The sequence below is a fragment of the Microbulbifer hainanensis genome, from assembly GCF_014904735.1.
Taxonomy (GTDB): Bacteria; Pseudomonadota; Gammaproteobacteria; order Pseudomonadales; family Cellvibrionaceae; genus Microbulbifer; species Microbulbifer hainanensis.
In genome coordinates this window covers 88,723-101,496 of record NZ_JACZCR010000026.1, presented here as the reverse complement: position 1 = coordinate 101,496, position 12,774 = coordinate 88,723, and the positions used below count along the sequence as shown (strand labels likewise).

The following is a 12,774-nucleotide window of genomic DNA, read 5'->3' as shown; positions in this document are numbered from 1 at the left end:
TTCAGACAAATCAATGCCATAATGTTGAACTGACCCTTTTTTCTGAGAGAAATAGCCGCGCATTCTAGATAAGCACCGGCCAATTTCTCATTGAAAGCCCCAAAAAAAGACCGCGCCCCGAAAGCCTTGGCTTGACGCTCACGCGGGGATCATCGCCAAACGGGCAGCTTATTTGTTTTGCTGATATTGCTCGTAGTCCTGTGTGCACTCACCCTGTCCGCAATACACGATACGGTAGCTGCCCCATCCGACCAGGCCAGAGCCGGGATCATCGACCGAACCGTTTAGCGCATCAACTGACGCGAATGGGCCAGCCATAACTCCGACACTGCCGATGCAGTCTGTCGCCTTGTAGGGAATAAAAGGCTCAGCTCTATCTTCCACGGCCGTAATATTGTTTATTCTTCGATCTTCATACAAGACACAAGTGGCAGATTGTCCCGGCTGGTACTTTATTCTGTCTTGCATGTCGACCAAGACACTATCGTGCCCCCGAAAGCCGCCTTTGCTGTCCCACATAAATCCAAACACGTAAAATCCATCTTTGGCGTTAAGAGGCGTTGCCTCGGCATCGTACTCAACGCATTTCAAATCGACACTATCTCTCTTCGTATGCCATATCGAATCATCGTTGAAATCGACACAAATCTTTATATTGCCAAATTCACCCGTTCTTATATAAAACTCACCGACATTATCTTTCATCTTCGGATCATAGGGTTCAAAGTCCGTCTTAAATAAAATATGACTTCTCTGCCCACTGGTAAGCAGCGTATAGCTTATGGGCCACCCAATATCTTCCGCTCTAACCCGCACTTTAACAACATCCAAGTCCCCAAAATGCAATAAAGCCTGTAGGTTAGCCCCCTTTCGGATCGCTGCCTCCAGGTCTTCCAAAGCCATTCCGTGAGCGTCGGAAGATGGATCGGCCGACTCCCGGAGTAAATCTTTTACCACCACGCTAAGTGCATCGCCGGGCTCTGCAAAACACACTCCAGAACAAAAGAAAAACAAGAAAATAGAGAAAACAAAGCGCATATCAACTTCCATATTTTCAATTAATATAATGAGGAACCCATGGGAACTTATACCATAAACCGGATCTATCAAGCTTTGCGTGGCGACGGCGCCACCATCACACTTGCAAGTATTTCTGTTCTACCATCCGAGCCCCTCGATTTAGAGGAGTAAGACTAAGAAGTTTTTATCACCGCTTCAAGACGCGCTTGCGGTACAGCGGGGTATATTTTTGTGTGTGGCGGGATAAGAATGGAGGTCAAATTTTAGATGCGACCTGAAGTGAAATCATCTTTTCAAAGGGCTGCAGCAGGGTTTGAAAGTTATGCTCCGGCTCCAGTTCCTGCATAGCCATAACAATGCTTTCCAGCGTTGACAGGCTGTTTGGAAGCGACGAATGGCGAATCTGGTAGTTCGAACTCAACTCCCCTTCAAAGCTAACTCGAGGCAGTTGCTGCAGCGCCGGATGCAAATGCAGCATTTTCTTGGATTTCCGCCAGGTAGCATCGATCACCACCAGCTGTTCCAGCCCCTCTGCCTGCGGCGTACCGGGCTCCATCTGCTCCACTCCCGGCAGCCAACTCAGTGAGGGATACAGCAAAGCCGACCTGGGCTTCAGCAGCTGCGCCAGCTCTTCGTCCGACAGGCGCTCCGCCACGATCAATTCACTGTTCTCCAGACACAGGTGCGCCATGCGCCCGGTGTTGAACGGGTGCTTCTGCTCCAGCGGGTGCTGTATGATGAGCACCTTGATTCGATTGGGAATATGCACCAGCGCGCTGCAGTAGCAGACCTTGAGCGGGCGCTGGCAGGTTGGGCAGATTTCGCGCGGCATAGAGTGATATGGATCCGGATTTTTCTACTGATTCTTTGACTGCCCAGTGGCTCTCCGACGCGGAGATGCCATTAGCCAACAAATTCTACCGCACCCACAAATTCCGCGGCAAAGCGCGGCGGCACGATCCCTGTATGATAATCCGCGATGCACAGAGCCAGATTATCGCCTGTGGCTCTCTGCGCAAGCTGACCGACAGCCAGTTACTGGCCGGGGTGGCGGTGGCTGAGGGCTACCGCGGCCGCGGTGTGGCGCGGCTACTGCTGGGACGTATGGCGCAAGCCTATGACGACAGCACCTTCACCTTCCCGTATCGGCATCTCGTGGCGTTCTATGAATCGCTCGGGTTTGTGGAGGTGGAACCGGATGGCCAGCCCTCGGCCATTGTCGATCGCTTCCATACTTACCAGAAGCAGGGGCGGGATATTGTGATGATGCGCTACCAGGCGTAGCCCTGATCCCCCATGTATTGGGGCCTGTGAGGTATCGGGCCCGGAATGGTGGCGGGGTCAGGCCGAGCCTACCCTGCCAAGATTATTGACTCATTTGATGGAGACTCCATGGACGCCTTTCCCCACAAGTATCAGGTAGCCGCCCGCGCAACGGGCGAAGGCGAAGTCACGCTGACCACCGAGGGTGTTGAACCCCTCGCCTCGGCAGCGCCGGTGCAGTTTGATGGCCCCGGGAACCGCTGGTCACCGGAGGATCTGGTGGTGGCCGCCGTGGCCGACTGTTTTGTGCTGACTTTTCGCGCGATCGCCCAGCACTCGGGCCTGGCATGGACGTCGCTGGAATGCAGTGCCACCGGTACCCTGGACCGAGTGGACCGCACCACCTGCTTCACCGCCTTTGCCGTCACTGCCACACTCGAAGTGCCGGAAGGCACAGATACGGAGAAGGCGCATAAGCTGCTGGAGAAATCCGAAGAATATTGCCTGGTGACGAATTCACTCAAGGCGGAAGTGACGCTGAATGCAAAGGTCACCGTCTCGTGACTTCTACATTCCAGGGTAACCTATGGGCAGCAGCCGATTGGTCCCACTGCCCGATCGAAGGCGCTGCCTGCCCCTAGCGGGCCAGCGCCGCCTGCGGCGCAACTTTCGCCGGTTCCGCAAGGGACATTCCACACAACCAGCGCAACGCATTCACTCGCCGGATTATTCCGTAGCCGCCCACGCAACCCCCAACGGTCAGTGCCAGCAGACATACCGCCTCCAGCCCAATGGGTAGCGCCAGGGGCTTGAGGCTCCAGGCAAAGACGATAATCAGTGTCTGGTGCAGTATGTACCAGGGCAGTATGGCCGGGTTGGTGTAACGGAGTACCCGGCTCGGTCGGTTGAGGTAAAAGCCGGCAAACCCTACCACGCAGAATATCCACGCCCAGTGATTCAGTGCCACCACAATGCCGGCAAACAGCCGGACACCCAAGTGCTGATTGAAGTTCGCCTCGAGCGCCGGGAAAGCACCGTTGCGATTGGCAATAATCAGCAGGTAGCAGCCAATGGCCAGACCAAGGAACAGGCTGCGCCGGTCAATCACGAACTGCCACCAGCGCGGTTGCAGGGCAAACAGGTAGCCGAAGACGAATACCAGCAGGTAGCGCCCGTGGTTGTACCAGTCATTGACCAGGGCGTGGGTCACCGGGTACTGGGTGCGCAATAGCAGCCAGACCAGCATCAGAACAATGACCACGGCGGCGATAGCCAGCACCGGCGGCACCCGCTGGAAAATACGGCTCTGGGCCAACTGGTTCAGCGGCCGCCGCAACGGTATCAGCAGCAGGCTGTAGATCCACAGGTACGGCAAAAACCAGAGGTGGTTCCAGGTCAGCAGGCCGATGGCTGTGTGGTGCTCGGTCAGCAGGTCGGTGCGCGGATTGATGTACTTGCCCCAGAACTGGAAATAGCCCGGCTCGATCAGATTCTGGCTGAGCGCCTCAAAGTACGTCTGCGGCACAACAATCACGAACATGCCGAACAGCAGCGGCACCAGCAAACGCTGGGTCCGCCGCCCCGCCAGTTGCAGACCGCTACGCGCATCACTCCGTTTCTGCACCAGGGCCAGAGCGACTGCCGAAATAAAGAACAGCAGCGACATACGCCAGGGGGCAGTGAGCATCATCAGGTTCTGCAGCCAGGTCACAGTCTGCTCACTCTTGATATGCCAGCCCCAGTCCGCCACGTAGTACATGCCCAAGTGAAAAAGAATCAATACCGCGAATGCGAGGGTGCGCAGCCAATCGATATCGTATCGACGCTCTGCAGTAGGTTGTGTCATGATTTTGCTCCGTCAGCTGAAAACACGACCGCATTGTTGCAAGGCGCCGGCTGGCGGGGCGTAGAAAAGGCCATCCCGCCCTGTCCCGGGGACCAGCGGTGGCATGGTGGGATGAAATTACAGCGAAATCAGGGTGCAGTGGCGATAGCGGAATGACAATGGAGTACAACGGACAACCAGAGCAGCCATCCAACTCGGTGGCCAATCCGTGGATCGAAAGGTTTGATCGGCACCGGATGCTTTACAGTTATTTGGCGCTGACCGTTTATCTATTCATCAACAACACCGTCAATGCGTTTTCTGTCTGGGCGGACCACAACCGTGGCGGTCTGGCGCATATTCAGCTGTGGGAACCCTTGGTCTGGGAGTACACCAGTGCCATCAGCATTCTGACACTGCTTCCAATTCTGGTCTTTGCCTTCCGCCACAATCCCCCGCGCCTGACCCGGTTTGGCAGGCAGCTGGGCTGGCACCTGCTCGCGTCCATGCTCTTTTCCGTCGCCCATGTATTCCTGATGGTGCAGATGCGCAAGTTGATATACCTGCTGGCAGGTGAAAGTTACGGCTTCGGCACCTGGCTGCCGGAGTTCGGGTATGAATATCGTAAAGATGTCTGGGGATACGCCATCTACTTCTGCCTGTATTACGTCTTCCGCCTGGCCTACAGCCGACTGAAAGGCGAGGCCAGCCTGATTGCCGAAAACGAGCCCGCACAAGGCGCCGACGGTGGGCAGAAGCTACCAGAACACTTCCTGGTGAAAAAACTCGACAAGGAATTCCTGGTCCGTGTGGCGGATATTGAATGGATCGAGGCTTCCGGCAACTATGTCAATCTGCACAGCCGCGGGCGCATTTACCCCCTGCGAAGCACCCTGACAGAAATTGCCGAGCGCCTGGCCCCGGCGGGTTTCAGCCGCATTCACCGCGGACTGGTGGTCAACCACAACGCCATCGAACACATCAGTTTCCAGTCCAGCGGAGACGGTGAAGTACAGCTGCAATGCGGCAAACTGCTCAACCTGTCCCGCCGGTACCGCGACACCTTCAAGCAGGCGCTGGCCTGAACGGCCAGGGCCGCGTCAGACCAGCGGGTGTCTAACCGCGTACCGCCGCCTCAATCGCCGCAATGTCGATTTTCCCCATCTGCATCATGGCCTCGAACGCACGCCTGGCGACAGACTTATCGGGGTTGGTGACGGCACGGGTCAGCACAGCCGGCGTGATCTGCCAGGACACGCCCCACCGGTCTTTGCACCAACCGCACGCGCTCTCCTGGCCACCATTGCCGACAATAGCGTTCCAGTAACGATCGGTTTCGGCCTGATCACTGGTCGCCACCTGAAAAGAAAACGCCTCACATTGATTGAAGGCTGAACCGCCGTTAAGTCCGATACACGGAATCCCCATCACGGTAAACTCCACCGTCAAAACGTCCCCTTCTTTGCCGGACGGGAAATCTCCCGGCGCCCGATGTACAGCGCCAACCGAGGAATCGGGAAACGTCTCGGCATAAAACCGCGCCGCGTCTTCCGCGCCACCGTCGTACCAGAGGCAAATGGTATTTTTTGCGGGTGTTGTCATATCTCTTCTCCCGGGAGTGTCAGATAGCAGTCGCTGCGGCCAGGTGGCACCACTCGAGAAGCGGCAGATCACCGGTCGTGAAAACGGATTTTCACGCAGATCGGGCATGACTGTGTGGGAACCAGCGTCAAAATGTTATGACGACCGCCGTTTAATGCACGATGGCGCTGTCGGTATTTCCATTTAGCGGAGTGTGATCTGAACTAGACTTGGACTGCCCGGTATCAGGGCCAATCTCACCGGAGGAGGAGCGCTCAGTGACGATCAGCATAGCGAACCGGGCAAGATTGGCATTTGCGATCACCCTGCTGCTGGTCCTCGTGGCGGTGTCGATCTGGTACTACCAGACATCCGGCCGCTTCACGACCTACCAGATTCTCACCGAAGATGCCGTGTCCGGGCTGATCGTCGGCGCCCCGGTCGAGTTCCATGGCGTGGATGTGGGCAAGGTAACCCAGGTCGAGCTCACCGGCCCCCGCTCCATCCGTATTCTGCTGGACGTCGAGAAAGACGCGCCCGTCAACATGGCGACCGTCGCCACCATCACCTCGCGCGGACTCGCCACCCGGGGCTTCACCGGCTATGTCTATATCCTGCTGGACAACACCGGCACGGACCAGGGCGCACTTACCGCCGCGCCCGGCGCCCGCTATCCGCAGATACCCAGTACACCATCGCGCTCGGTGAACCTGGATACCGCGATCAGCCAGGTAAATCAGAACGTGCAATTGCTGACGGAATTGCTGCGCACCATGCTGGATGAGAAAACCATCGCATCGTTCAGGAATGCCGTGAACAACTTGCAGCAGGTCAGCCGCATGCTCGTAGAAAACCAGGAGGAGCTCAGCTCGATCATCGCGAACACCGAACATGCGAGCGGCCGACTGGGGCCGCTGCTGGATTCGAGCAGCGACACCATCGACGCGCTGCAACGAGTCAGCCACATGCTCGCCAGTAACCAGCAGAAACTCAGCGCGATCATCGCCAATACCGAGCGGGCGAGTGGCCGCTTCGTACCGCTGCTGGATTCAAGCAGCGACACCGTCAACGCACTGCAGCTGCAGGTGCTGCCGGAAGCGTATCGAACCATGGCCACCCTGAATAAACTGACGAATTCGATGAACCGCCTGACGGACAAGATCACTCGCGACCCATCGATCCTGTTGCGCGGCAGCGCCCCTCCCCCTCTGGGCCCGGGCGAAACCCAATGAGAGAAAAAGGCTTCACGCTTTTTCCATCTCTTAAAAGGACGGCCAAAGTTTTTCCGGTCGCACTCGCCGCCTTCGCCGCAATAATGATTTCCAGCTGTGCGCTGCTGTCCCCGGCACAAGACGAAATGCGGGTGGCCGTGATCGACAGGCTGCCGCCCGAACTTCCGCAACGGCAAACGCATCCGGCGACGCTGCTGGTACTATCTCCAGCAATCAACCCCATCTACGACAGTGTCCGCATGGCGTACCGGACCCGGCCCTACCAGGTGGAGTATTTCAGCCGGCACGAATGGGGCGCATCGCCGGCACAGATGCTGCTGCCGTTACTGACCCACACACTGGAGAACACCCATTACTTCGACGCGGTACTCACCCCACCCTACTTCGGCCCCTATCGTTATGCGCTGCGAACGGAGATCCTGGAGCTGATACAGGACTTCACCACCAATCCGGCAACCTTACAGTTTTCCATGCGGGTCCAGCTCGTCGAGAGAACATCGAATCGGATCATCGCCAGCCGGGCCATAGCACTGCGTGAGCCCATGTTGCAAAAAGCCCCTTATGCCGGGGTTGTAGCCGCCAACGATGCGACGGCGCAGGCCCTGCAGCAGATCGCCGGGTTTGTGCTGGAGAATGTGCAGTGAGTGGAGACTGTCTAGGTGTGAGTGCCGGGCAGCATCTTTTTCAGGGTGTTATCCCGGCTGAGGAAATGGTGCCGTAACGCCGCGCCGGCGTGCAGCACAATAAACCCGATTAATGCATAGCCCAGCCACTTGTGAATTTCGATCAATTGCTGGAACCGATACTCATTGTGCGCAATCAGATCCGGCAGCCTGACCCCAAAGACGTACACCGGAATGCCCGCGGCCGAAGACATCAGCCAGCCGCTGATCGGCAGGGCGAACATAAAGCCGTAGAAACAGAGATGCACAAAGCGCGCGGCCACCTGCTGCCAGTCCGGCAGCTCTTCGACCAGCGCCGGCAGCACATTGCCCACGCGCCACGCCAGCCGCACCACTGCCAGCCCCAGCGCCAGCATGCCGTACTCCTTGTGATAGAGAACCAGCAGGATTTTATTCTTGTCGAATCCGACATCGGGCAGACGGCTCATGTACAGCCCCAGCACGATCAGCGCAATCAGCAATAGCGCCATCAGCCAGTGCAGCGCGATGGCCACGGTGCCGTAGCGCTGTTCCGTGTTCCTGAGCGTTGTCATCGACCACATCGTTCGCTCAGAGGCTGTTCACGCATGAAAGTGTTCCCCTACTCTTCCCAGGCCGGCGCCAGGCGCTCGGCCTCTTCTGCGCGCACATCATCGATGACGGCCATCAGGTCGCCGACGTCGACGCTGGCGGTGTCATGCTCGAAATGCCCGGTAAGCACGCTGTCCGGGTGCAGGTCACCCGCCTCATACAGCGCCCAGATCTCGCTGCCGTAATCGGTGGCCAGCAGTTCCGGGGCAAAGCGGCCGAAATAGGCGCGCATATTGTCGACATCGCGCTCCAGCATCATGGCGGCGTTGTTGTTGCCGGCCGCATCCACCGCCTGGGGCAAATCGATGATCACCGGGCCGTGGCGGTCCAGCAGCACGTTGAACTCGGAAAGGTCGCCGTGTACCAGGCCGGCACACAGCATGCGCACCACGTCGGCCATCACCTGGCCGTGGTAATCGCGGGCCTGCTCCGCACTCAGCGTGACGTCATCCAGGCGTGGGGCCGCGTAGCCCTCGTCATCGGCCACCAGTTCCATCAGCAGCACGCCGTCGACGAAGCCGTAGGGCTGGGGGACGCGCACCCCGGCCGACGCCAGCCGATACAGCGCATCGACCTCGGCACTCAGCCAGGCCTGTTCCTGCTCTTTCTGGCCGTAGCGGGTCTTCTTCGACATCGCCCGCGCGCGGCGGCTGTTGCGCATCTTGCGGCCTTCCTGGTACTGCACCGCCTGCTTGAAGCTGCGCTGTTTGGCCTCCTTGAAGACCTTGGCACAGCGCAAACTGCCGCCGCAGCGCACCACATACACCTGCGCTTCCTTGCCGCTCATCAACTGGGCCATGACCTCGTCGACCATGCCGTCGTCGACCAGCGGTTGTAATCTCTTGGGTACTTTCATGGATCTCGTTCTGAACGTCAGCGGAGGCGGTCCGCCGGCCGGGCCGTGTAGCCGCCAATTCCCAGCCATGTTACTGGTGCGCCGGCGTATAGTCGATTACTGCGACGGCCTGCGCGGTGTTGCATTGCCCCGGCGTCGCGCGGGGGCTCGCGGGAATGCCGCTTGGCATCAACGGCGTGTCATCGCAAGCTGTCAGCGCGTTGCTCGACGCCGTGAATTCTCTAAAGCCAAGTTTATGCAGCCACCAGACAGGCTTACATCCGCGGCAACCACATACCCATGGTAGCGGCAAAGATGCCAATGGCCATAAAGACGGTGAGCGGCACCAGGGTGCTTATAAAGGCAAGCTGTGCGCGGTGCCCGGCTTCCCGCTTTTGACAATGGAAATACCATTGCAGCATGGCCAGAGGGACCAGGTACTGACCAACACCCAGGGCGTAGAGAAATGGACCGGTGAAGGACTCCCAGTCGACTCCCCAACCGCCGGTGAGCATCGCCCAGCCCATCAGGGTCACACGAAAGAACCACACTGCGCTGGCGACCATGAATAGACGCAGGGCCCAGCGCCGGTGCTCGGCAAAGCGGCCGGCCATGGCAGCGCGCAGCGCCAGGAACGCAAACACGAGAATCAATACACCGTCGATGGAGATGCTGACCTGAGACACCAGGTTGCCAACGGTGTGGCGGGTCCAGGTCATGTACAGCCCGCCTACACCGGTTATGACGGCAGCCAGAAGGTAGCTGCGGCCCAGCCAGCGGTGGAAGCTAGGCACATGTCGGCGCAGGTTGGGAATCAGCTGCAAGGGGCCACCACCAATCACTATCGCCGCCAGCAGAACGTGCGCCACCGCTGCCAAGTTGCCCAGCGTATCGCCCTCGCGAAAGCCCGCCGGCAGGTGCAGGCCCTGCAGGCCGTAAAGTCCGGACTGTGCAATGGGCGGGTAGAACACGGCGAGAATGTAGGCAAAGAAGATCCCGTGGCCGATCGCCGCGATACCAAACCAGGTTGTTACCGCGAGATTGACGGCCCGTCGTGTATCGAATGGGCGGAGTTGTGTTGTACTGAGTACAGCGTCGTTCATCGTTTTTTCTCCACGCGTTTATAGAGCGGGACTCACGCGGCTCGCTGAACTCACACGACTCAAACGGAGTTGGCTCAACGTGGCTTCCACGGCATGGTCCTCGCGCGATTGGGCGCAATGTGCCTGGCGAGCATGGTCAGCGTTTTTATACCCATGCACATCCGTCACAGGCAGGAATCAGATCTCCCCCAAAAGGTGGAGACGATGCTGCGATCACCTCCCCCGCAAGTCTCATGACAGCTGGCCACGCCTCGTTTAGCATGCGGAAATGAAATCGCCGCCCTACAAGACGCAGGCTCCGAATCCGCCCAACGCCAGCACCGAATTACCCAGGCTTCCGGTCTGGCAACCATTGCGCGGGCCATTCGAGCGCTGGCCACAGCTGACCGACCTGCTTATCGCCACCCTCGCCTTTTTGCTGACGCTACTGATGTGGTCGCGCCAAAACGCAAACGATGTCCTGGCCCTGCAGAGCCTGTGGGATGTCGTCGCTTTCCAGTGTGCCTTCGTCGGCTGCTCCGCCTTGTTGTGGCGCCGCACCCACCCCTGGCAGGTTCATACCGTTATTCTGGGAGCCAGCCTGATGCTGGAGCTAGGGTTGCCGGCCAATGGCATCGTTGCCCTGGCGTTTTCGCTCTACAGCCTTGGCCGCTACGAGCCCAATACCCGAATTAGTTTGATCGCGGTTTTGTCGACGCTGGCTTACGTGGCGCTTGATCTGAGGGTGTTGATTGAGCCCACAGCCTCAGGCACGGTGGCTGTCGTACTGGCGTGGGCACTGTGGCACATTGGCCGGAGGCTGCGCTTTCGCGGCGAATACCTGCGTTTGCTGGAAGAGCGAGCCGAATATCTGGAACGCGAGCGCAATGCGGAGTCCGAGCGCGCTGTGGTGGCCGAGCGCACCCGCATCGCACGCGAGATGCATGATGTGGTGGCGCATCAGGTGAGCCTGATGACGGTGCAGGCCGGCGCCGCCAGAACCGTCTGCCGCAACAATCCAGAGGCAGCCAGTGAGGCCATGGCTGCGGTGGAGGCTGCCGGCCGCCACGCCTTGTCGGAGATGCGGCATTTGCTGGGTGTGCTGCGCCCAGTCAGTGACGAGGCGAAACTCACCCCACAGCCAGACTTGAATGATGTCCCTGCCCTGATTGAAAAGGTCCGCCAGGTCGTGGCCAGGGTGGACTATGAAATCCACGGCGAGTTCGGGAGCGTGCCTGCCCGAGTCGCCCTCGCCGCTTACCGCATCATTCAGGAGTCATTGACCAACGTCATCAAACACGTCGGTGCCGAAGCCAGCGTGCACGTGATTGTGGACGTAGCGCCCGATCAAATTGCCATTCGTATTCGTGACGACGGGCGCGGCGCCGGTGAGCCGCCTATCAGCCAACAACAAAGCGGCGGACATGGCATCGCGGGCATGCGTGAACGGGCGGAACTACTCGGCGGCCACCTGCGCGCCGGTGTGATCGATGGCGGCGGCTTTGAGATAACTGCACAACTGCCCACTACGGAAGGGGGAACCTGATGATACGAGTCATGGTGGTGGATGATCAGGCACTGGTGCGGCGCGGATTTGCCCTGGTACTGGATAACGAGCCCGATATTGAGGTGGTGGCCGAGGCCGGCACCGGCGTCGAGGCCATTGAGGCCGCACGCGCGCACCAGCCAGACATCATCCTGATGGACATCCGCATGCCGGAGATGGACGGGCTGGAAGCCACAGCCCGCCTTTTACAAACAGAGGAAAAAGCGGAGGCCAACGGCACCCCCTGCCGGGTCATCATCCTGACCACTTTCGATCCCGACGAATACGTATTTCGCGCCCTGCAGGCGGGAGCCAGTGGTTTTGTGCTGAAGGATATTCCGCCCGAGGCGCTGGTCGAGGCGGTGCGCACGGTTGCGGATGGTGGTGCCATGCTCGCACCCGGTATCACCCAGCGCCTGATCAGCCAGTTCGCGCAGAAGCTGGGGACAGGACGCAACCTGGCCGAGCGTCTGGAGCGCCTGACCACGCGCGAGCGCGAAGTGCTGGCCGCGATTGCCGATGGCAAGAGCAATGCCGAAATTGCCGAGGCCCTGTTTATTGGCGCGGCAACCGTAAAAACCCACGTATCCAGTGTGCTGTCCAAGCTGGGATTGCGCGATCGCGCCCAGGCCGTCGTGTTCGCCTACGAATGCGGGCTGGCCACCGCCGGAGGGCGCGATGTCGGCTTCTAGTTCATCACGGGGTTTACAGCGCAATGCCCTGTACAATCTTGCCGCTGCTGGTGCTGTACTCCTGGGTGCTCTGCTCACCCTCGGCGCCTACGGGCATTTTGTCGCTGTTTGGTCGCAGATAACGGGTGAGGATACTGCGCTGCTGCGTCGCCTGCTGCTGATGCTGCCCGGAGCGACACTCGCCGGCACCGCCGCGCTGAACATCCTATTCAGCAAGCCCCTCTGGCAAGCGCGTGCCTACGCGCTCACCGTCACGCTGGCAGGCAATCTGCTTGCCCTGCTCTATTTGATCTACCTGATGATACAAGGTGTGCCCGACCACCCCATTGGTGTCTTCCTTGCACTGGAAATGTCGTTGGTCATCCTGCTGGTAGCACTACGAGCCGGCCTGGTGTGGCCAGCAGCCGGTGAAGGGCCAGCTGCCTGAGCGGCTACTCGATGACAC

The 12,774-nt window shown here is 59.0% G+C and carries 15 protein-coding genes; 8 read left to right on the top strand and 7 right to left on the bottom strand.

The window, feature by feature from the left end; all coding sequences use genetic code 11:
• Nucleotides 1-168: 168 nt before the first annotated feature.
• The gene (locus IG168_RS09355) at nt 169-1,038 is read right to left on the bottom strand and encodes a hypothetical protein (RefSeq protein ID WP_193164125.1); all 870 of its coding nucleotides are present in this window, start codon (nt 1,036-1,038) and stop codon (nt 169-171) included.
• 238 nt (nt 1,039-1,276) lie between these two features.
• Complete coding sequence (locus IG168_RS09350; RefSeq protein ID WP_193164124.1) at nt 1,277-1,852, bottom strand: tRNA-uridine aminocarboxypropyltransferase; 576 nt, start codon at nt 1,850-1,852, stop codon at nt 1,277-1,279.
• An 8-nt stretch (nt 1,853-1,860) separates the two neighbouring features.
• Here IG168_RS09350 and IG168_RS09345 point away from each other — a divergent pair, with 8 nt between their 5' ends.
• Both IG168_RS09345 and IG168_RS09340 read left to right on the top strand, forming a co-directional pair.
• Nucleotides 1,861-2,304 carry a GNAT family N-acetyltransferase gene (locus IG168_RS09345; RefSeq protein ID WP_193164123.1) on the top strand — a complete coding sequence of 148 codons (444 nt, stop codon included), beginning with the start codon at nt 1,861-1,863 and terminating at the stop codon, nt 2,302-2,304.
• 108 nt (nt 2,305-2,412) lie between these two features.
• Nucleotides 2,413-2,847, top strand: a complete 435-nt coding sequence (locus tag IG168_RS09340; RefSeq protein WP_193164122.1) for an OsmC family protein — start codon at nt 2,413-2,415, stop codon at nt 2,845-2,847.
• 73 nt (nt 2,848-2,920) lie between these two features.
• On the opposite strand, the gene IG168_RS09335 is transcribed toward IG168_RS09340, so the two are convergent.
• The gene (locus tag IG168_RS09335; protein WP_193164121.1) at nt 2,921-4,129 is read right to left on the bottom strand and encodes an acyltransferase family protein; all 1,209 of its coding nucleotides are present in this window, start codon (nt 4,127-4,129) and stop codon (nt 2,921-2,923) included.
• A 158-nt stretch (nt 4,130-4,287) separates the two neighbouring features.
• On the opposite strand from IG168_RS09335, the gene IG168_RS09330 reads away from it, so the two are divergent.
• Entirely contained in the window at nt 4,288-5,193 is a 906-nt protein-coding gene (locus IG168_RS09330) for a LytR/AlgR family response regulator transcription factor (protein WP_193164120.1), read from the top strand.
• A 31-nt stretch (nt 5,194-5,224) separates the two neighbouring features.
• On the opposite strand, the gene IG168_RS09325 is transcribed toward IG168_RS09330, so the two are convergent.
• The gene (locus tag IG168_RS09325; RefSeq protein WP_193164119.1) at nt 5,225-5,710 is read right to left on the bottom strand and encodes a VOC family protein; all 486 of its coding nucleotides are present in this window, start codon (nt 5,708-5,710) and stop codon (nt 5,225-5,227) included.
• Nucleotides 5,711-5,967: 257 nt separating this feature from the next.
• Here IG168_RS09325 and IG168_RS09320 point away from each other — a divergent pair, with 257 nt between their 5' ends.
• Nucleotides 5,968-6,921: an MlaD family protein gene (locus IG168_RS09320; RefSeq protein ID WP_193164118.1), complete on the top strand. Its 954-nt coding sequence runs from the start codon at nt 5,968-5,970 to the stop codon at nt 6,919-6,921.
• A complete protein-coding gene (locus IG168_RS09315) occupies nt 6,918-7,565 on the top strand; it encodes an ABC-type transport auxiliary lipoprotein family protein (protein WP_193164117.1) in 648 nt (215 codons plus the stop codon). Before IG168_RS09320 ends, IG168_RS09315 begins: the two co-directional genes overlap by 4 nt.
• A gap of 11 nt (nt 7,566-7,576) precedes the next feature.
• Here the strand turns inward: IG168_RS09315 and IG168_RS09310 are convergent, their stop codons facing one another.
• From IG168_RS09310 to IG168_RS09300, 3 genes are all read right to left on the bottom strand, one after another.
• Nucleotides 7,577-8,137 (bottom strand): cytochrome b, encoded by a 561-nt coding sequence (locus tag IG168_RS09310; protein ID WP_193164116.1) that lies wholly within the window; start codon nt 8,135-8,137, stop codon nt 7,577-7,579.
• Between the two features lie 47 nt (nt 8,138-8,184).
• Nucleotides 8,185-9,030: a PA4780 family RIO1-like protein kinase gene (locus IG168_RS09305; RefSeq protein WP_193164115.1), complete on the bottom strand. Its 846-nt coding sequence runs from the start codon at nt 9,028-9,030 to the stop codon at nt 8,185-8,187.
• Nucleotides 9,031-9,284: 254 nt separating this feature from the next.
• A complete protein-coding gene (locus IG168_RS09300) occupies nt 9,285-10,112 on the bottom strand; it encodes a DUF2306 domain-containing protein (RefSeq protein ID WP_193164114.1) in 828 nt (275 codons plus the stop codon).
• 268 nt (nt 10,113-10,380) lie between these two features.
• On the opposite strand from IG168_RS09300, the gene IG168_RS09295 reads away from it, so the two are divergent.
• Genes IG168_RS09295 through IG168_RS09285 form a run of 3 tightly spaced genes read left to right on the top strand, consistent with a single transcriptional unit; the run spans nt 10,381 to nt 12,756 of the window.
• Nucleotides 10,381-11,637, top strand: coding sequence for a sensor histidine kinase (locus IG168_RS09295; RefSeq protein ID WP_193164113.1), 1,257 nt, complete (start codon nt 10,381-10,383; stop codon nt 11,635-11,637).
• Nucleotides 11,637-12,329 (top strand): response regulator, encoded by a 693-nt coding sequence (locus IG168_RS09290; protein WP_226876735.1) that lies wholly within the window; start codon nt 11,637-11,639, stop codon nt 12,327-12,329. The genes IG168_RS09295 and IG168_RS09290 overlap by 1 nt, the downstream gene beginning before the upstream one ends.
• Nucleotides 12,316-12,756: a hypothetical protein gene (locus IG168_RS09285; protein WP_193164112.1), complete on the top strand. Its 441-nt coding sequence runs from the start codon at nt 12,316-12,318 to the stop codon at nt 12,754-12,756. The genes IG168_RS09290 and IG168_RS09285 overlap by 14 nt, the downstream gene beginning before the upstream one ends.
• The last annotated feature ends 18 nt before the right edge of the window (nt 12,757-12,774 follow it).